Here is a 20,038-nt window from a genome sequence, read left to right on the forward strand (position 1 = left end):
CCCTCAAAACCGCTCCAGCTTCCGCTTCACCTTGCCCAGAAACGCCGCGCGTGTCTGCGGCGTCGAGGCGTCCATCAGGTAGTGCGCCAGAAACAATGTCTTGCAGCGCCTGGCGCACAGCGCGCGAATGCCGCGCAGGATGGTTTTGCGGCCGGGATGGCCGACCAGATGCGACCACCACAGCGGCGCGCCGCAGGTGGTGACCACGGCGATCTTCGAGACTTGGGTCATCAGCGGCTCGATCGAGCCGTCGCCCCGCAGCTTGAACGCCACGTCGGGCGCCCACACACGGTCGAGCCAGCCCTTCAGCATCGCCGGTAACCCATACCACCAGGTCGGGTAGACGAAGACGATCATCTCGGCCCATTTCAGGTGGCCGATATGGGTCTGCAGCGCCGGGTCGGCAGGGGCCGCCAGATTGTAGATCCGCCGCTCGTCGCCCCACATCACCGGATCGAACTTTTCCGCATAAAGGTCGATCAGCCGCGCCTCGCATCCCTTCGCCGCAACTGCCTCCAGCACGGTGTCGCGCAAGGCGGCGCAAAAGCTGTCCTGCAGGGGATGGCAATAGACGATCAGCACTCGCATCAGAATGCATCCATCGCTGCCGCCACCTTCGCCATGAATTTCTGCCGCGAACGGTCGGTCGACAGGTTCATCGAATAATGCGCGAGATAGGAGACCGGCGCGCCGGGCTTGATCGTGGCGCGCAGCGCACGCTTCACCAGCCTGCGCGGCGGATCGCCCATCAGCATGGCGCGAAAGCGGCTGCCGCCATAGCTCGTCACCGCCGCGAGCTTGCGGATGCCGTGGAGCGAGGGAACCACCGCGCCGTCCACCAGCTTGAACGACACTCCCGGCAGGAAGACGCGGTCGAAAAAACCTTTCAGAATGGCCGGATAGCCGTAATTCCACACCGGAAACACGAGCACCAGCGCCTCCGCCCTGCGCAGCCGCTCGACATAAGCGTGGATGCCTGCGGCATTGGCCGGCACATCGTGATAGGCAAGCCGCTCGGCGCGGGTCATGCGCGGATCGAAATTTTCGGCGTAGAGATCGCAGACATCGACCGCATGGCCCCTGGCAGTCAGACGCTCGACCGCGAGGTCACGCAGCGCCGTGCAGAAACTGGTTTCGACGGGATGCGCATGAAGGACGAGGATATTCACATGTCGCCCCGTCAGCTCGCCTTCTGCAGGCCCTTGAACAGGAACGTCTTGCCGCTGCGATAATCGTAGTCCGGGTTTTCCCAGGCGATCATCTTGCCGGGGTTGAGCAGGCCTTGGGGGTCCGCCTCGCGTTTGAAGGCAAGCTGGATGTCGTCGGTCTGCTTCATGCCGCCCTCCTCCAGCGTGTAGCGGTGCGGGTTGAAGATCGGGCAGCCATTCTCCTCGAACAGCCTCACGATCTCGTCGAGGCGCTCCTCGGTGGTGAAGCGCACCAGGTTCAGGCCGAAGCAGGTGATGTTGCCGTCGAAGCGCACGAATTCGAGGTGCGAAAACACCTCGCCGGGAAACATCCCGTCCATCTTTTCGACCAGCGCAAGATGGTTGGGGAACGGGTAGAGCGACTGCAGGTAGGTGATCGACGGATCGACCCGCAGCGCCCGGAGCGTCGTGTGGTTCCAGGCTAGTTCATAGGCCGGCGGCAGACCCTTCCTGTCGTCATCGCTCGCCGTCGCGGCGTTGAAGGCGACCGCGCCGCCCTCGCGGCGGGTGAAGGCCAGGAAGGCATCGAGCGCATGCGGCGCCACCATCACGGCGACGATGCTCTGCCCCTCGGCGAAAAACTTGCTGTGGCGCTTGAAGTAGAGCTGCGGCACGGGTGCGGCGATCGGCGTGATCAGCTTGGTGAGCAGGCCGTCCTGGCAGGCAAGCGCGTTGCCATAGCGCGCTGCCCCCATGAATGTGTCGAAGCCCACGATAACGTCGACCCAGTCGTATGCCGCCGTCAGCGGCATCTCCACTTCTGTGATGATGCCGTTGGTGCCGTAGGCGTGGGTCACCTTGTGCAAATCCTCGCCGGTGAGTTCCAGCACCTTGGGTCGGGCCTCCATGGTGACGACGCGCAGCCTCAGCACATTGCCGAAATCGCGCAACCCGCCGAAATTGATCGAACCGACGCCCCCCGAACCGCCGGCGATGAAGCCGCCGATCGAGGCCGTGTTGTAGGTCGAGGGGTGGATACGCAGTTCCTGGCTCGAATGTGCCCGCGTCGCCCGGTCGATGTCGGCGAGGATGGCGCCGGGGCCGGTCACGACCCGGCCTGGCGAAATCGCCTTGATCTCGTTCATCTCGGCCAGCGACAGCACGACGCCGCCCGAAAGCGGCATCGCCTGTCCGTAATTGCCGGTGCCGGTGCCGCGCGGCGTCACCGGAATGCCGAGCCTGTGGCAGGCGGCGAGCACGCGGATCACCTCGGCCTCGCTTTTCGGCGAAACGATCAGGTCGCCGGTAACATGGTCGAGCTGGCGCTTCAGCACAGGGCTGTACCAATAGAAGTCGCGGCTCTTCTGCTGGACGATCTTTTCGTTGTCCTCGATCTTCATGCCGTCGAGTTCACGCTTCAGCGCCAAAAGATCCATCATTCCACCATCAGGTCGTCGAGTTCGGCATAGTCGGGAATGTCGCGCGCGATCGCCTGGCCAGCGCGCACGACGATGCGGTCATGTTCCGGCCGCGACAGGAGTTCGGTCCAGCTCCGGCCCTTGAAGACAATGAAATCGGCCGCCCCGCCGCTCGCCAGCACGCCCGTCCCGTCGAGCCGCATCACTGCTGCCGGCGTGGCGGCGATTGTCTTGGGCCAGTCGCCGACCGGGTGGTCGAAATGCAGGATACGGGTTGCCATGCGGTAGACCTCCAGCATGTCGAGATCGCCATAAGCGTAGAACGGGTCGCGCGTGTTGTCGGAGGCGACGGCGACCGGGATGCCCCGCGCCTTCATTTCATGCAGCAGCGTGACGCCACGCCAGCGCGGAGTGGTGGCGTCGTGGCGCCGGTCCTGCAGATAGAGATTGCACATCGGCAAGGACACGACGGCGATGCCAGCGTGCGCCACCTTGTCCAGCGTATCCAGCACATCGAGGTCGGGCTGCCGCGACAGCGAGCAGCAGTGGCCGACCAGTATCTTTCCGTCGAAACTGTTCCACAACGCCGCTTCGGCGATCTTCTTCAGCGAAATCGCCGACACCGCGTCCGTCTCGTCGGCGTGGAAATCGAGATCGAGCCCGTGCTCCATTGCGGCTGCGAAGATGCGGTCGAGCAGCTCCTCCAGGTCGGGCACCATGTAGGTGACCGCGCCGAGCACGCCGCCCGCCGCCGCGACTTGGCTGACGAGGCCTGCGAACCATTTCTTGTCGCGCGCCGCCTCGATGCCGAACAGGCAGGCTCCCTGCAGGTCGATGCGGCCGCGCCAGCGCTCGCGCATCTCGGTGAAGACCGGCCATGAGATTTCGCCTTGCGGCCCTTCGCTGTCGATATGCGTGCGCAGTGCCTTGGTGCCGTGCGCATAGGCCGAGCGCAGCGAGAAATCCATGCGCCGCGCCACATCCCTTGCCGTCCAGCGCGCCCTGCGGTCGGCGCCGTTAGCGTTGAGCGCGCCCATGAAGGAGCCGTCCGGATTGGGTGCGCGCGGCCAGATGTGGCCCTTGTCGATATGAGTGTGGCAGTCGACGAAAGCCGGCAGCACGATGCGGCCGGCCAGATCGATGGCTCCCTCGGGTGGCGCTCCCGCCGCTCCAATCGACGCAACCTTGCCGCCATCCACCGCGATGTCGGCAAGCGCGAACCCGTCGCTGTCGAACGCCGTATCGAGACCCGGCGTCAGCGATTGATTCACGCGGGCGTTGGCGAGGATGTATGCGCCGGATGTGGGAATCATCGGGAGCATTCCGGGAGTTTGGCCCTGCGCTGAAGCGGCCAATCTCCTCCCTTGAGGGCGGGGCTATCGCATATGGGTTCTGTCTTCCCCCACTCCGGCCCTGCGGGCCACCTCTCCCCCCTCCGGAGGGAGAGGAAGGGAAGCCCGGCATAGCGGCCAGCGCTTCCTCTCCCCCGTCGATCGGGGGAGAGGTGGTTTGCAAAGCAAACCGGAGTGGGGGTCGACCACATATATGCGATTGCCCTGCCCTTGAGGAGGAGATGTCCGGCAGGACAGAGGGGGGCAACGTCGAGCGCCAAACCTTCAAACACCCTACCGCTCCTGCTTCAATGCGCTCTCGTGCCAACGGCGCAAGGCGAGATGCGAAACAAGCGACAGCACCAGGAAGATGACGATGCCGGTCAGCGAAATGAGGATCAGCGCCGCGAAAAGCCGCGGCGCGTTGAGCCGGTAGCCGGCCTCGATGATGCGCGAGGCAAGACCCGACGACTGGCCGGAGGCGCCGGCGACGAACTCCGCCACCACAGCGCCGATCAGCGACAGGCCGCCGGCGATCTTCAGGCCGCCGAGAAAATACGGCATCGCCGCCGGCAGGCGCAGATGCCACAGCTCTTGCCAGCGCGTCGCGCCGTTCAGCCGGAACAGGTCGAGCAGGTTGCGGTCCACCGAATTCAGGCCGAGCGTCGTATTGGACAGGATCGGGAAAAAGGCGACGATCCACGCGCAAAGCAGAAGCTTGGCGGTCTGGTTGTCGACGTAGATGTTGATCAGCGGAAAGATCGCCACGATCGGCGTTACCTGCAGCACCACAGCGAACGGAAAGAACGACATCTCCACCCATTTCGACTGGGTGAACAGCACGGCCAGCCCGACGCCGCCGATCACCGCCAGCGCAAGGCCGAGAAACGTGATCTTCAGCGTCACCAGCAGCGACCCGAACAGCAGGCCGGCATCGTTGACGAGTGTTTTCAGAACCACGCCCGGCCGCGGCAGGATATATTGCGGGATGCCGTTCCAGACGCAGATGCGGTCCCACAGGAAGATCGCCAGCGCCATGATGATCAGCGGCAACAGCCAGCGCCCGATGCGCTCCAGCCGCGCGTTGCGCAGCCGCCGTGCTTCCTCCGGATCGAGCGCTACCACGGGGTTTTCGACCGCCGTCATGCCGCCGCTCCACGCGTTGAATTGATCGCTTCCACCAGCACGTCCGATGCCTGCCGGCACAGTGCCGCGTAGTCGGGGGATGTCCGGAAAGAGTCGTCTCGCGGATAGGCGGCATCGATGGCGATTTCGTCATGCACGCGGCCCGGCCTCGCCGCCATGACGACGATGCGGTTGGACAGGAAAACGCTTTCGAACACGCTGTGGGTGACGAAAACGACGGTGAACCGCTCGTCCTGCCAGAGTTCGAGCAGGTCGTTGTTGAGCTTGAAGCGGGTGATCTCGTCGAGTGCTGCAAACGGCTCATCCATCAGCAGCACGCGTGGCTTCGTCACCAGCCCGCGTGCGATGGAGACCCGCATCTTCATGCCGCCCGACAATTCCCGCGGCACTGCGTTCTCGAAACCCGACAGATGCACGCGTTCGAGCAACTCGCCGACCACGGGGGCGGCCTCCTTGCGCGACACACCGCGCAGCCGCAGCGGCAGCCAGACATTGTCGAAGACGCTCGCCCAGGGCAGCAGCGTCGGTTCCTGGAACACGAAACCGACGCAGTCGTCGCCCACTGCCTTGCGCCACTCGAGCCGGCCGGTCGTCGGCATCGACAGGCCGGCGATGAGGCGCAGCGCCGTCGACTTGCCGCAGCCGGAAGGTCCTAGCAGGCTGACGAAATCGCCTTCGCGTATGGTCAGGTTGACGCCGTCGAGCGCGGTGACGCCGTTGGAAAATGTCTTGCCGACATTGTTCATCACCAGGAGTGGAGCGCCATCACTCATCGCCCCACTCCGTTCGTACGTCTGGCTGTAGAAGCATGCTTGAAACGGCCAGGCTCACTTTTTCAGGTCGAGCCCGACGCCCTTGTTCACGAAGTCGAGCGTGTAGGCCTTCTTGATGTCCAGCCCTTCCGGCACGACCTTGGCCTTCACCATGGTCTCGTAGAATTTGGCGATGTGCTCGTCGGTCATGGCGCCGATGCCGAGCTTTTCGGCATCTCCGGAATCGACGATGCCGAAATCCTTCATCTGCCTGATCGAGAAGGCGATCTGCTCGTCGGTGATGTCCGGGTTGTCCTTCTTGATCATCGCGTTGGCTGCGGCGTTGTCGCCATAGAGATAGTTGTACCAGCCCTTGGCCGAGCCATCGACGAAGCACTGGACGACCTGCGGCCGCTTGTCGATCGTGTCCTGCATGGCCTCGATTGTCGTCGCATAGGTGGTGAAACCGTAGTCGGCGAGCAGGAAGGTGTTGGGCTTGAAGCCGCCCTCCTTCTCCACCGCGAAGGGCTCGGAGGTCACATAGCCCTGCTGGATCGATTTGGGATCGGCGATGAACGGCGCCGTATTATAGGTGTAAGGCGCCCGCTTGGCCGGATCGAAGCCGTAGTCGGTGATCATCCACTGGAAGAAGCTCTGGGCTCCCTCGTCACCCAGAATGTACTGCTCGGCGTTCTTCAGGTCTTCCCATTTGTCGAGGCCCTGCCCCGGATGCGACATCACCACCTGCGGCTCCTTCTGGAAGGAAGCCGCGACGATCCTCAGCGGAATGTCCTGCTGCACCGCGTCGAAGGCCTGCAAAAGATTGCCGCCCATGTAGAAGTCGATTTTGCCGGCCAGAAGCAGCGGACGCCCGCTGACCTGCGGACCGCCCGGTGAGATCGTCACGTCGAGGCCGCAGGCTGCATAGGTGCCGTCGGCGACGGCCTGGTAGTAGCCGCCATGTTCGGCCTGAGCCAGCCAGTTGGTCATGAAGGTGACTTTTTCGGCGGCAAAGGCCGCTGGCGCGGAAGCCGCCAGCACCGCGAATGCCGTAACCGACGTCCTGAACTTAATCGTCATCGAGACCACCCTTTTTTCTGGCCCGCGCCTCGCGCGCGGGCATTTCGAAAACCCACGGTCGCCCACGCAAGACACGTGCCACAAAGCCTCTTCCGGATTTTCCCGCCTATGGTGGAACTTCGGACCCGCGCTTGCTGCTTGCGTCATCATCGTGCCCATTTTCAGGGCGGCTGTCCATCAGGCCGGAACACCGGAAACGCTTGAACCACCTATCCCTGTGGCTCTAGGGTGCTGCCCCCAGCCGGAGATTGAAATGTTCAGCTTCCTGACCCCGAAGACGATCAAGCCGCCCTTCGCGCGCTACAGCCATGGCGTCGAGGTGCCCGCTGGAAAACGGCTCGTGCTGTGCTCCGGCCAGGTCGGCATCGGGCCTGATGACACCATTCCGGAAGACGCCGGCGCGCAGGCCGAACTCTGCTTTTCCAACATCGCAGCGATCCTCGGCGAAGCCGGGCTGAAACTGTCGGACATCGTGCGTATCAACGCCTATGTCACCGAGCGCACCTATCTCCGCGCCTACATGGATGTCCGCGACCGGCTGTTTTCCGATCCCGCCCCGGCTTCCACCTTGATGATCGTTTCGGGCTTTGCCCGCCCGGAATTCAAGGTCGAGATCGAGGCGATCGCGGCGGGGTAATCGACAGGTCGCGGCTATCCCGCTAGATCATTCACAAACGCCGCCCCTCATCCGCCTGCCGGCACCTTCTCCCCGTAAGAACGGGGAGAAGGGAGAAGCGGCAACCTCGGCGATCCCCCTCTCCCCGTTCTTCACGGGGAGAGGGTAAGGATGAGGGGCGGCGCCGACGACGACGGAACTACGGAAGGGCGGTTCATGGTGTCAAAAAAACGCGCTTGGTGGGGCGACTACAGGACCACCGAATATGCCGCGATCGATCCGGAAACGACCGTCGCCGTCATTCCGGTCGCGGCGATCGAACAACATGGCCCGCATCTGCCGGTCTCGACCGACACGACGATCATGCACGGCATGCTGGAAGCGGTGATCGACCGCCTCCCCGACGAACTCGACGTGCGCTTCCTGCCTGTCCAGGCGGTTGGCAAGTCGAACGAGCATCTCTATGCGCCGGGCACGCTCACCTTGCCGGCAGCCACGCTCATCGATGCCTGGACGGAGCTCGGCGCCTCGGTCGCCCGCGCCGGCGTGCGGAAGCTGGTGTTCGTCAATTCGCATGGCGGCAACGAAGAGATCATGGGCATCGTGTCACGTGAATTGCGGGTGCGCTTTTCCATGCTGTCGGTGAAGACGAGCTGGCAGCGCTTCGGCCGGCCGGCCGGCATGTACACCGATCTGGAAGACCGCCATGGCATCCATGGCGGCGACGTCGAGACCTCGCTGATGCTGCATTTCCGGCCCGATCTGGTCGACATGGGCAAGGCGGAGAATTTCGTCTCCAATGTCGCCCGCGCCGAACGGGAATTCGAGCTGTTGCGGCAGACCGGCACCCATGCCTTCGCCTGGATCGCCACCGACCTGAACCCGCATGGCGTGGTCGGCGACGCCAGCATCGCCACCGCTGAAAAGGGCCGCCTCACCGCCGAGTTCCAGGCCGAAGGTTTCATCCGGCTGCTGCGCGACATCACCAAGGCGCGCCTCGCCGATTGGCTGCCCTGACGGGATGTGTTGAGATTCAGGTCAGGCCGAGGCGAAAAGGGTGGATTTCGAGAACCGGAGCGCAGCGTACATTTGGGTACGTGAGCACCGGAAGCGCAGAAAGCCGCCATTTGCAGGCCGGCCTCACCTGAATATCGACACACCCTACGCAGCGATCCTCGCCCCACCTGCCGCATCGATCAGTGCCGGCGCCAGGTTGCCGGCATCGGTGATTTCGATGCCGTCGAGCTCCAGCCAGGCCGCCATGCTCCTCAGCTCGCCAAGCAGCGCTTCGGCGGTGTGGTCTGGCGCATGCTCTTCGGCGTAGGCGGCGTGCACCAGAAGCTTGCCGCTCGACCGGTCGGCTTTCAGCGAAACTCGTCCGACCAGCCTCTCGCCGAGCAGGAACGGCAGCACATAATAGCCGTACACCCGCTTGTCGGCCGGCGTGTAGATCTCGATCCTGTAGTGGAAATCGAACAGCCGCTCGGTGCGCCCCCGCTCCCACACCAGCGGGTCGAACGGCGCCAGCAGCGCCCTGGCCTCGACCTTGCGCGGCTTGCGCGCCTTCGGGTCGAGATAGGCCTTGCTGGTCCAGCCCTCGACCTTGACCGGCATCAGTTCGCCGGCCTCGACCAGTTCGGCGATGCGGCGGTCGGCGCTGCCCGGCGACATGCGGAAATAATCGCGCAGGTCGCTGGCGGTCGCCACGCCCAGCGCACGCGACGCGATACGCAGCAATTCGCGATGCGCGTCCGCCGTCTCCGGCGTCGGCATCGCCAGCACGGATTTCGGCAGCACCCGTTCGGGCAGGTCGTAGAGCCGCTCGAAGCTCGGCTTGCGTTCGGCGGTGGTGATCCGGCCGGTCCAGAACAGGCATTCCAGCGCGTGTTTGGTTTCGCTCCAGCCCCACCAGCCGCCGGAGCCGCGCTTGCCATCGAAATCGGAACCGGCAATCGGCCCGCGCGCCTCGACCTCGCGGTAAACCGCCTCGACGAAATCGCCGCGCTCCTTCATGAAGCGCGCGACGCCTTTCCATATACCCTCGCCGCGTCCCGCCTGTTCCATGCGCCAGCGCATCAACGGGTAGCTTTCCACCGGCAGCAGCGAGGCTTCGTGCGCCCAGTATTCGAACAGAAGCCGCTTGCGCCCGACGGACGCCCCGTCGAGCAGCGATTGCGGATACGGCCCGAGCCGCGAGAACAGCGGCATGTAGTGGGCGCGCACGATGACGCTGACGGAATCGATCTGGAACAGTCCGAGCCGCGCCAGCACCTTCTTCAGGTGGCGGCGGTCGACTGTGCCGCCCGCTTTCCGGTCGGCGAACCCTTGCGCGGCAAGCACGATACGGCGCGCCGATTTCAGCGAGATCTTTTCTGTCATTCCATCAATGCTCCCGTCGCCAGCTCGTCGCTTCTGACAGCATGCGGCTGGCGAAGGCTGGCGCAACTGGAAAATGCTGATGCCGGAAAGGCTCCTGCCAAAAACGCAGAAGCGCCGCACGAGGGGCGCCTCAGGCACAGGATGTGTTTGAGATTCAGGTCAGGCCGAGGCGAAAAGGGTGGATTTCGAGAACCGGAGCGCAGCGTACGTTTGGGTACGTGAGCACCGGAAGCGGAGAAAGCCGCCCTTTGCAGACCGGCATCACCTGAATATCAACACAGCCTTCAGGCAGCCCTCGATCCCGCATCGGCGCGCTCCGGCACAAGCCGGTCGATCTCCGGGCCGATCAGCTCGGCGATGTCGGCGCGCTGCATGGCCATGTGCAGGTTGGCGGCGACGAAGCCTGCCGGCGAGCCGCAATCGAAGGTGCGGCCGGAAAACTCCAGAGGACGGATTTCCTGCATGCCCATCAGCGACACCAGCGCATCGGTGAGCTGGATTTCGCCGCCCGCGCCTGGCTCCTGGTTTTCGAGCAGTCCGAAAATTTCCGGTTGCAGGATGTAGCGGCCCGAAATGAAGAAGTTGGTCGGTGCGGTGCCCGGCGCCGGCTTTTCGACCAGGCCGTTGACCAGCGGTCCATCGGCGGTCGGCTTCAGCGACACGATGCCGAATTTGTGCGCGTCTTCCGGAAGGCATTTCTCCACGGCGATCACATTGCCGCCATGGCGTGCATGGATGTCGGTCATCGTCTTCAGGCAAGGCTCGTCCGCCACCATCAGCATGTCGGGCAAAAGCACCGCGAACGGTTCGTCGCCGACGATGTGGCGGGCGGTCCAGATGGCGTGGCCGAGGCCGCGCGCTTCCTGCTGGCGCACGAACGAAACAGCGCCGACGCCTGGCGTGTCGCCGGCCAGCCGGTCGGCTATGGCATGCTTGCCGCTCTTGCGCAGCGAGACGTCGAGTTCGAACGCATGGTCGAAATGATCTTCGATGGCCGATTTCATGCGGCCGGTGACGATCACGACATGCTCGATACCTGATGCAAACGCTTCGGATACGATATAGTCGAGTATCGGACGGTCGACGATGGTGAGGAGTTCTTTCGGGATGCTTTTGGTTGCCGGCAACATACGGGTGCCAAAACCGGCTGCAGGGATAACGGCCTTCCGAATTTTCCGGTGCATGATGCTTCCTGAAATATTATTTGAGACGGGGCGGAACGTGTCTGCCGCAGAATGCTCCAATAACCCGGTTATTTGGCGACGGTTCCCAGGCGTCGCAACAATCTTTTTGTTGCGCCGCGAAATAGAAATTGCCTTGGCGTCAGGATATAGGTTGCAACCAAGGTATCCTGAATCGGTTTAGGGGTGGGGCTGCCCCGGCAACGGAGCGGCTCGATTTGTGTTGTATGGATTGGACTGAATGAATATCCGGACTGAGCCCACCCATTTGGAAAAGGGTATTCACCCGCTTCCGGCAAACGCCGAACTACCGATCCGTTCGACTTTTCTTCCAGAAGAGAAACTCCGAAAACTGGGCGAGAGTCTTGCCAAGGGAGAGCTGGAATTCTTCCATGGGCTCGAAACTTTCGACTTCCAGGAACGCAACCGCGAAAACGCGGCCAAGATTCTTGAAGTCTACCGGCTGACCAACGACGCCCAGGCGCGCGGCGAAGCCATCACGCCGGCGGCGCAGTGGCTGCTCGACAACCACTATCTGGTCGAGGAAACCATCTACCAGATCCGCCGCGACTTGCCGCGGCGCTTTTACCGGGAACTGCCGACGCTTACCGTCAACGGCCGCGAAGTGCCCCGCGCGCTGGCGCTGGCCTGGATTTACGTCGCCCATGTCGACAGCACCGTTTCGGCCAACATGTTCCAGGCCATCGTCGAAGGCTACCAGTCCGTCGATCCGCTGCGCATCGGCGAGCTCTGGGCCCTGCCCTCGCTCCTGCGTTTCGTTCTGACCGAGAACTTGCGCCGGCTGGCGCTGCGCGTGAACCGCTCGCGCGAACTCAGGCACATCGCCAACACCGTTGCTGACGCGGTGCTGGCCGCCGGTGACGGCGACAGCCGCGAAACCATCCTGGCCGGCTACGCCGAGCACGCGCGCGACACCACTTTCGCCACCCAGCTTCTCTATCGGCTGCGCGACGGTTCGCAGAATGCCGGAAATGCGTTGGTCTGGCTGGAAAGCGAGCTGGAAAAGTCCGGCTCCGACGCCGAAGAAATCATCATCGGCGAACACCGCACGCTCTCCAGCGGCAACGTCACCACCGGCAACATCATCCGCGGCCTGCGCAAGATCAACGACATCGAGTGGACGGAGTGGTTCGAGGAAATCAGCCGGGTCGACGCGCTGTTGCGCGAACGCACTGATTTCGCGGCACTCGATTTCCCCTCGCGCGACCAGTACCGCCAGGCGATCGAAGAGCTGGCACGCCGTTCCAATCTCAGCGAATATTACGTCACCGACCGTGCGCTTCAGCTTGCGGAAGAGGCGGCCGACATTCCCGTTGATGACGTCGAGACCAGGGTGCCCAGCGGGGATGACATCGGCTTCTGGCTGGTGGGGCCACGGCGCGAGGAACTGGAACAAGAGATCGGCTACCGGCCGACTTTCGGCAAGCGGTTCCTCCGGTCGTTCGAGAAAAGCGGCTGGGCGGGCATCGCTGTGCCTGTCGCCCTGCTCACCGCGCTGTTCCTGTGGGTGACGGGTGCTGCACTCGCCGCCCTCGGACTGGGCGCTGGCGCGGTGGCGGTGATGCTGGTGCTGTTTGCGCTGCCAGCCGCCGAAGCGACACTCGGCTTCTTCAACACCGCCGTACTGTTGTTCCTCAAGCCGACGCGTCTGGTCGGCTACGAACACAAGGATGGCATTCCCGCGGACCAGCGCACGCTGGTCGTGGTTCCGGTGCTTATCGGTTCCCGCGACGAGATCGAGGAAAACGTCCGCAACCTCGAAGTTCATTATCTGGCAAACAGCAAGGGGGACATCCGCTTCGCCCTTTTGTCGGACTGGCCCGACAGCGATCTGGAACAGAAACCGGCGGACCTGCAGCTGCTCGATTTCGCGCGCGAGGAGATCGCCAAGCTGAACCGGCGCTACCCGCTGGAGGGCTCGCCGCGTTTCCACGTCCTGCACCGCCGCCGCCTCTTCAACGAGGCGCAGGGCAGCTGGATGGGTTGGGAGCGCAAGCGGGGCAAGCTGCATGAACTGAACCGCCTGCTGCGCGGCGACCCGGACACGACCTTCCTGCCCTCGCCCGACCCGCTTCCCGAGGGCGTGGTCTATGTCATGACGCTCGATGCCGACACCCGCACGACGCGTGAGGCGGTAACCCGGCTGGTCGGCAAGCTCGGCCACCCGCTCAACCGTCCCGTCCTCGATCCCGTGACCCGCTGCGTCAAGACCGGCTATGGCATCCTGCAGCCGCGCGTCACCGCCTCGCTGACCACCGGCGACGACGCTTCGTTCTTCCAGCGGGTGTTCTCCGCCAATCGCGGTCTCGACCCGTATGTCTTTGCGGTTTCGGATCTCTACCAGGATGTCTTCGGCGACGGCACCTTCACCGGCAAGGGCCTCTACCACGTCGACGCGATGGAGGCGGCGCTTGACGGTCGTATCGACGAGAACACTGTGCTCAGCCACGACCTTCTCGAGGGCTCGATGGCGCGCGCCGCGTTGGTCACCGATGTCGAGGTGGTCGAGGACTATCCGACCCGCTACGCCGTCGACGCCTCGCGCCATCATCGCTGGGCGCGCGGCGACTGGCAGCTCCTGCCCTTCATCTTCGGCGCTTCCGGCGTTCCTGCGCTATCGCGCTGGAAGATGGTGGACAACCTTCGCCGCTCGCTGACCCCGATCGCGTGGGTGCTGGCCTCGATCGCCGGCTGGACCCTTTTGCCCTTCAGTGCGGCGGTCCAGTGGCAGGCGCTGCTGATCCTCAGCCTGTTCGTCGCGCTGACCTTCGACGTTGTCGATTCCCTGCTGCCCGACAGCCGCGACGCCACCGTGCGCGGCCACGTCAATGCGCTCGCCCGCGACTTCGCTTTCGGCACCGCGCAGGTTGCCATGAAGATCATGCTGATCGCCGACACCGCGTGGATGATGGGCGACGCCATCGTGCGCACCCTCTACCGGCTGTTCGTCAGCCGGCGCTATCTCCTGGAATGGCGCACCGCCTCGCAGGCCGGACAGTCGCGCGGCAATGACATCCGCGCCCACTACCGCATGATGTACGGCGCAGTCGTGATCGGGCTCGCCGGACCGCTGCTGCCTCTCCTGTTCAAGTCCTCCGGTCTTTATCTCGCCCTGATCTTCTCGCTGTTCTGGATCCTGTCGCCGGTCTTCGCCTGGCTGGTCAGCCGTTCGGCCGAAACCGAGGACCGGCTGGAGATATCCGAGCCCGACCGCTTGCGGCTGCGCTCCATCGCGCGCCGCACCTGGCTCTATTTCGAGACCTTCGTGACGGCCGAACACAACCACCTGCCGCCGGACAATTTCCAGGAGAACCCCGCGCCGGTCGTCGCCGGCCGCACCTCGCCCACCAACATCGGCGTCTATTTCCTGTCGATCGTCTCGGCCCGCGACTTTGGCTGGATCAGCCTCGCCAACGCCGTCGACCGCATCGACGCAACGCTGTCGACCATCGAGCGCATGGAGCGGCACCGCGGCCATCTCTACAACTGGTACGACACGCGCACCCTCAATCCCCTCTACCCTCTCTACATTTCGAGCGTCGACAGCGGCAACCTCGCCGGCCATCTGGTGGCGCTCGCCGCTGCCTGCCAGGAATGGGCCGAGGCGCCTGCCGTGCACCTGCAGGGTGATTTCGACGGGCTGCTTGATACCGTTGTGATCCTCGAGGAGACCCTCGACGCGCTGCCCGACGACCGTCGCCAGTTGCGGCCGCTGCGCCAGCGGCTGCGCGACCGCATCGGCGGCATGCGGCGCGCTGTCGACACCATCAAGAACGAACCGGAGATGGCGTCGATCCGCACCATCAACCTCGCCGTCATCGCGGCGGAGTTGCGCAAGCTTGCCGACACCATCCATCTCGAAACGGGTTCGCCCAGGAGCGAGGAACTGGCCGGCTGGGCAGCCAAGCTGGAAGCCACCTGCGAGGCGCATGTGCATGACGCGCACAGCGACCAGAGCAACCTGGCGGCCTTGCGCAAGCGGCTGGAGCAGTTGCGCGACCGCGCCCGCAAATATGCCTTCGAGATGAACTTCTCTTTCCTGCTGCGCGAAGACCGCAAGCTGTTGTCGATCGGCTACCGGGTCGCCGAGCACCAGCTCGACGAAAGCTGCTACGACCTGCTCGCGTCCGAAGCGCGGCTGACCAGCCTGTTCGCCATCGCCAAGGGCGACATCCAGACCGAACACTGGTTCAGGCTCGGCCGGCCGATCGTCGAGATCGGCTTCCGCGGCGCGCTGATGTCGTGGTCGGGTTCCATGTTCGAGTACCTGATGCCGCCGCTGGTGATGAAGGAGCCGCAGGGCGGCATCCTCAACCAGACCAACCACCTCGTCATCAAGCGGCAGATCCAGTACGCCCGCTCGAAGCAGATCCCGTGGGGCATCTCGGAGGCCGCCTACAACGGCCGCGACCGCGAGATGACCTACCAGTACACCAATTTCGGCGTTCCCGGCCTGGGCCTAAAGCGCGGCCTGGCGCAGAACACGGTGATCGCGCCCTATGCGACGGTGCTTGCCGCGCAGTTCATGCCGCGTGAAGCCACCGACAACCTGCGCCGGCTTCGGCTGATCGGCGCGATGGGCCGTTTTGGCTTCTACGACGCGGTCGACTTCACACCGCAGCGGGTGCCCGAGGGCGACCACCGCGCTGTCGTCTACAACTACATGGCCCACCATTCCGGCATGTCGATCGTCGCGATCGCCAACGCGATCTTCGAGGGCCGCATGCGCGACCGCTTCCACAGCGATCCCGTCATCGAGGCGGCCGAACTCCTGCTCCAGGAGAAGGCGCCGCGCGACATCCCGATCGCGGTGATCAAGCCGGAGGCGGAAGAACGCCTCAAGGCCGAAGTCGTCGAGGTGAGCCCCGACACCCGCATCGTGCTCAATCCGTTGCACGCGCTGCGCTCCACCAACCTGATGTCGAACGGCCATTACTCGGTGATGGTGACGGCGACCGGTTCCGGCTACAGCAAATGGGACGAACTGGCGGTGACCCGCTGGCAGCCCGACCCGACAGAGGACCGGCTCGGCACCTATCTGTTCATTTCCGATGCCGAGACAGGCGAATGGTGGTCGGCCACGGCCGAGCCCAAGCAGGCGCCGGACGAAACGCTGCAGACGCTCTTCTCCGATGACAAGGCGACCTTCGTGAAGTCGGTCGGCACCTTGCGCTCGGAAGTCGAATGCATCGTCATTTCCGAAGGCAACGGCGAAGGCCGGCGCATCGCCATCACCAATGGCGGCACCACCGACCGCCTGATCGACGTGACCTCGTTCGCCGAACTGGCGCTGGCTCAGGAGGTTTCCGATAGCGCCCACCCCGCCTTCTCCAAGATGTTCGTCGAGACGGAGATTTCCGAAGACAAGCACACGATCTTCGCCAGCCGCCGCAAGCGCGACAACAACGATCCGGACTTCGCGTTCGGCCATTTCGTCACCGGCGGTTCTGGCTTCGGCCGCGACATCGAAGCCGAAACCGACAGGCGCGCTTTCCTCGGGCGCGGCCGCTCGATCGGCAACGCCGCCGCATTCGACCCCGGCGCAAAGCTCACCGGCGCCCATGGCTTCGTGCTCGATCCCATCGCCGCGATCCGACGCCGGGTCAGGATCCCGGCCCGCAAGAAGGTCTCGCTCACCTTCTGGAGCGTCGTCGGCGCCGACCGCAAGGAAGTCGAGGCGACGATTTCGCGCCTCGACCACACGGAAAGCTTCTCGCGCCAGGCGATGCTGTCCTGGACCGCCTCGCAGGTGCAGACCAGGCATATCGGCCTCACCCTCACCCAGGCCGCCAACGTCCAGAAGCTCGCCCGCTACCTGCTCTATCCCGATCCGTCGGTGCGGGTCGCCGCGCAGGCGATCGCGTCGGGCCTCGGTCGCCAGTCGGCGCTATGGCCGATGGCGATCTCCGGCGACTATCCGATCTTCCTGTTGAGGATCGACGACCAGGCCGACCTGGAGATCGTCGCGCAGACGCTGCGCTTTCAGGAGTACATGCGCGCCCGCGGCCTCGTCGCCGATCTGGTCATCCTCAACGAGCAGTCGTCCTCCTATGTCCAGGACCTGCAGCAGGCGATCGAATGGCACTGCGAGAACAGCCGCCTGCGTGGCCGTGAGCTCGGACCCCGCCAGCACATCTTCGCGGTGCGCCGCGACCTGATGGACGAGGCGTCCTACCGCACGCTGCTTGGTGCTGCCCGCATCGCCTTCCACACCCGCAACGGCACCATCTTCGACCAGCTCGAACGTGCCGAGGCGACCGCGCTCGCCAGCCGCGACGCGGACCTGGCGGCGTTGGCGACTGCCGAGCCGTCCGAGGAGCGTCCGCGGCCCACGCCGACGCCGAAGCTGCGCGCCGTCGGCAAGACGCCGGCCCCGTCGGACGAACTGGCGTTCTGGAACGGCTTCGGCGGCTTCGACCGCAACGGCCGCGATTATGTCGTGCGGCTATCGGACGAACGCGCCACGCCGCAGCCCTGGGTCAACGTCATCGCCAACGCCTCGTTCGGCTTCCACACCTCGGCCGAAGGCGCCTCCTTCACCTGGAGCCGCAACAGCCGCGATTTCCAGCTCACGCCGTGGTCGAACGATCCGGTCACCAACCGGCCCGGCGAGGCGATCTATGTCTATGACCATGCCAGCGGCAAGGCGTTCTCGCCCTTTGCCTCGATCGCCCGCGACACCTCGGTGGTCTACGAAGCCCGCCATGGCCAGGGCTTCTCCACCTTCAGCGCCCGGCGCGGTCCGCTGACGATGGAGGTTACGCAGCTTGTCGACGCCACCGACCCGGTGAAGATCTCGCGGCTGACATTGCGCAACTCCGGTTCGGTGCCGCTGCGGCTTCGCGTCTACGCCTATGCCGAATGGGTGCTCGGCGCCAACCGCCCGCGCTCGGCGCCCTACATCGTCCCCACGCAGGACGACAAGACGGGTGCCGTGCTTGCCCGCAACGCTTACAGCCTCGACTTCGGCGACCGGGTGGCGTTCCTGGCCGGCGACAGGGCCGCCGACAGCGTCACCGCCGACCGTCACGAATTCATCGGCGCGCGCGGCTCCGTCGCCTTGCCGGAAACGGTGGCCAGCGGTGCCGCGCTCTCGAACCGCATCGAGGCCGGCACCGACCCGTGCGCGGCGATGGCGCGCGACATCGAAATTGCGCCGAGCGGCGAAGTAAAGCTCCTGTGGCTGCTCGGCGACGCCGGCTCGCCGCAGGAGGCGAGCGAACTGGTAGCGCGTCACCGCGCCGTCGATTTCGACGCGCGACTGGCCGAAATCGATGGTGCCTGGCGCGGCTTCCTCGACACGCTGCAGGTGGAGACGCCGGACAAGGCCTTCGACGCCATGGTCAACCACTGGCTGCCCTACCAGAGCCTCGCCTGCCGCATCCGCGCCCGCTCGGCCTTCTACCAGGCGAGCGGCGCGTTCGGCTTCCGCGACCAGCTGCAGGATACGCTGGCGCTGCTTCTGCATGACCCAAAGCTGGCGCACGACCAGATTCTCAACGCGGCGCGCCGGCAGTTCCCCGAAGGCGACGTGCAGCACTGGTGGCTGCCGCGCACCAATGCCGGCGTGCGCACCCTGATCTCGGACGACGTGGTGTGGCTGGGTTACGCCGTCGCGCATTATGTCCGCGTCACCGGCGATGTCTCCATTCTCGCCGAGAGCGTCCCGTTCATCGAAGGCCAGAAGCTGGCCGAGGGCGAACACGACGCGTTCTTCACGCCGGAAGTGTCGAAGCAGAACGCACCCCTCTACGAGCATTGCGCCCGCGCTCTCGACCTCGCGGTCCAGCGCACGGGTCCGGACGGGTTGCCGCTGATCCTCGGCGGCGACTGGAACGACGGCATGAACCGCGTCGGCGCCGAAGGCCGCGGCGAAAGTGTGTGGCTGGGCTGGTTCCTTTTGAAAACGCTGGAGGATTTTGCGCCGATCGCCGAAAGCCAGAACGACGGCAAGCGCGCCCATGCCTGGCTGAAACACGCCAAGACCGTGAAGAAGGCGCTCGAAGGCGCTGGCTGGGATGGCGAATGGTATCGTCGCGGCACCTATGACGACGGCTCGCCGCTCGGCTCGCGCAATTCCGACGAATGCCAGATCGATTCCATCGCCCAGTCGTGGAGCGTGCTGTCGGGTCACGGCGACCCCGCGCGCTCGGCAACCGCCATGGATTCGGCGATGAAGCGGCTGGTCGACGAGGACCTGAAGATCGTCAAGCTGTTCACGCCGCCCTTCTCCAAAACGGAGAAGGAGCCGGGCTACATCAAGAGCTACCCGGCGGGCGTTCGCGAAAATGGCGGGCAATACACCCACGCCGCCACCTGGTTCGTCATCGCCCTGGCGGAGATGGGCCGGGTCGACGATGCCTGGCGCTGCTTCCAGATGCTGAACCCGGTCAACCACGCGCTGGATGCCGACGCCGCCGAACATTATCGGGTCGAGCCCTATGTCGTGGCCGCCGACATCTACTCCGTAGGCGACAAGGGCGGACGCGGCGGCTGGACCTGGTACACGGGCTCGGCGGGCTGGCTTTACCGCGCCGCAGTCGAGGGAATCCTGGGCATTCGCAGGGAAAGCGACCGCTTGCGCATCGAGCCGAGGCTGCCCAGCCACTGGGAAGGCTTCGCCGCCACAGTAAATCTCGCGGGCGCTGTCTATAAGATTCAGGTCAAAAGAGCCCCCGACAAAAGAACTCCCGCCATTGAAGTCAACGGCCGCAAGATAAAAGGCTCCACAATTGAGCTTTCAGACAGTGGCGACAGCGATGTTCTTGTGACGATTCCGGCCTAATGGCAGGGCCGGAATTGATCTAGCCACTAGAGCCGGGGCCTTGCTTTCGCCGTAGTGTGGCCATTTTTCCTTATTTCTCAGTTCGTTACGCGATCACATCAAATTAACGATCCTGCATATTGTTGTCCAAGACAAGGGAACCTGCGTCATCCAGCAGCATTGTAAAGTTCTTCATCTAGCG

General features: G+C 64.4%; 12 protein-coding genes. 3 read left to right on the forward strand and 9 right to left on the reverse strand.

Annotation, left to right across the window (positions count from 1 at the left end; translation table 11 throughout):
* Window positions 1-3 precede the first annotated feature (3 nt).
* From F3H98_RS01250 to F3H98_RS01280, 7 genes are all read right to left on the reverse strand, one after another.
* Entirely contained in the window at window positions 4-588 is a 585-nt protein-coding gene (locus F3H98_RS01250) for an NAD(P)H-dependent oxidoreductase (protein WP_149757459.1), read from the reverse strand.
* The gene (locus F3H98_RS01255; protein WP_149757461.1) at window positions 588-1,169 is read right to left on the reverse strand and encodes an NAD(P)H-dependent oxidoreductase; all 582 of its coding nucleotides are present in this window, start codon (window positions 1,167-1,169) and stop codon (window positions 588-590) included. The genes F3H98_RS01250 and F3H98_RS01255 overlap by 1 nt, the downstream gene beginning before the upstream one ends.
* A gap of 11 nt (window positions 1,170-1,180) precedes the next feature.
* Complete coding sequence (locus F3H98_RS01260) at window positions 1,181-2,584, reverse strand: FAD-binding oxidoreductase (protein WP_149758344.1); 1,404 nt, start codon at window positions 2,582-2,584, stop codon at window positions 1,181-1,183.
* Entirely contained in the window at window positions 2,584-3,879 is a 1,296-nt protein-coding gene (locus F3H98_RS01265) for a cytosine deaminase (RefSeq protein WP_149757463.1), read from the reverse strand. Before F3H98_RS01265 ends, F3H98_RS01260 begins: the two co-directional genes overlap by 1 nt.
* Window positions 3,880-4,191: 312 nt before the next feature.
* Window positions 4,192-5,043, reverse strand: a complete 852-nt coding sequence (locus tag F3H98_RS01270) for an ABC transporter permease (protein WP_149757465.1) — start codon at window positions 5,041-5,043, stop codon at window positions 4,192-4,194.
* Window positions 5,040-5,816, reverse strand: coding sequence for an ABC transporter ATP-binding protein (locus tag F3H98_RS01275; RefSeq protein WP_149757467.1), 777 nt, complete (start codon window positions 5,814-5,816; stop codon window positions 5,040-5,042). Before F3H98_RS01275 ends, F3H98_RS01270 begins: the two co-directional genes overlap by 4 nt.
* 54 nt (window positions 5,817-5,870) lie before the next feature.
* Window positions 5,871-6,875, reverse strand: a complete 1,005-nt coding sequence (locus F3H98_RS01280) for an ABC transporter substrate-binding protein (RefSeq protein ID WP_149757469.1) — start codon at window positions 6,873-6,875, stop codon at window positions 5,871-5,873.
* 253 nt (window positions 6,876-7,128) lie between these two features.
* Here F3H98_RS01280 and F3H98_RS01285 point away from each other — a divergent pair, with 253 nt between their 5' ends.
* Both F3H98_RS01285 and F3H98_RS01290 read left to right on the forward strand, forming a co-directional pair.
* Window positions 7,129-7,512, forward strand: a complete 384-nt coding sequence (locus tag F3H98_RS01285; protein ID WP_149757471.1) for a RidA family protein — start codon at window positions 7,129-7,131, stop codon at window positions 7,510-7,512.
* A 195-nt stretch (window positions 7,513-7,707) separates the two neighbouring features.
* A complete protein-coding gene (locus F3H98_RS01290; protein WP_149757473.1) occupies window positions 7,708-8,508 on the forward strand; it encodes a creatininase family protein in 801 nt (266 codons plus the stop codon).
* 144 nt (window positions 8,509-8,652) lie between these two features.
* Here F3H98_RS01290 and F3H98_RS01295 read toward each other — a convergent pair whose 3' ends face one another.
* Both F3H98_RS01295 and F3H98_RS01300 read right to left on the reverse strand, forming a co-directional pair.
* Window positions 8,653-9,870: a winged helix-turn-helix domain-containing protein gene (locus F3H98_RS01295; protein WP_149757475.1), complete on the reverse strand. Its 1,218-nt coding sequence runs from the start codon at window positions 9,868-9,870 to the stop codon at window positions 8,653-8,655.
* Window positions 9,871-10,154: 284 nt separating this feature from the next.
* Window positions 10,155-11,054 (reverse strand): UTP--glucose-1-phosphate uridylyltransferase, encoded by a 900-nt coding sequence (locus tag F3H98_RS01300; RefSeq protein WP_149757477.1) that lies wholly within the window; start codon window positions 11,052-11,054, stop codon window positions 10,155-10,157.
* 238 nt (window positions 11,055-11,292) lie between these two features.
* Between F3H98_RS01300 and F3H98_RS01305 the strand changes: the two genes are divergently transcribed.
* On the forward strand, window positions 11,293-19,857 hold the full coding sequence (locus tag F3H98_RS01305) for a glycoside hydrolase family 94 protein (protein ID WP_149757479.1): 8,565 nt from the start codon (window positions 11,293-11,295) through the stop codon (window positions 19,855-19,857).
* Window positions 19,858-20,038 lie beyond the last annotated feature (181 nt).

Source organism: Neomesorhizobium albiziae (assembly GCF_900114255.1).
Classification (GTDB): domain Bacteria; phylum Pseudomonadota; class Alphaproteobacteria; order Rhizobiales; family Rhizobiaceae; genus Neomesorhizobium; species Neomesorhizobium albiziae.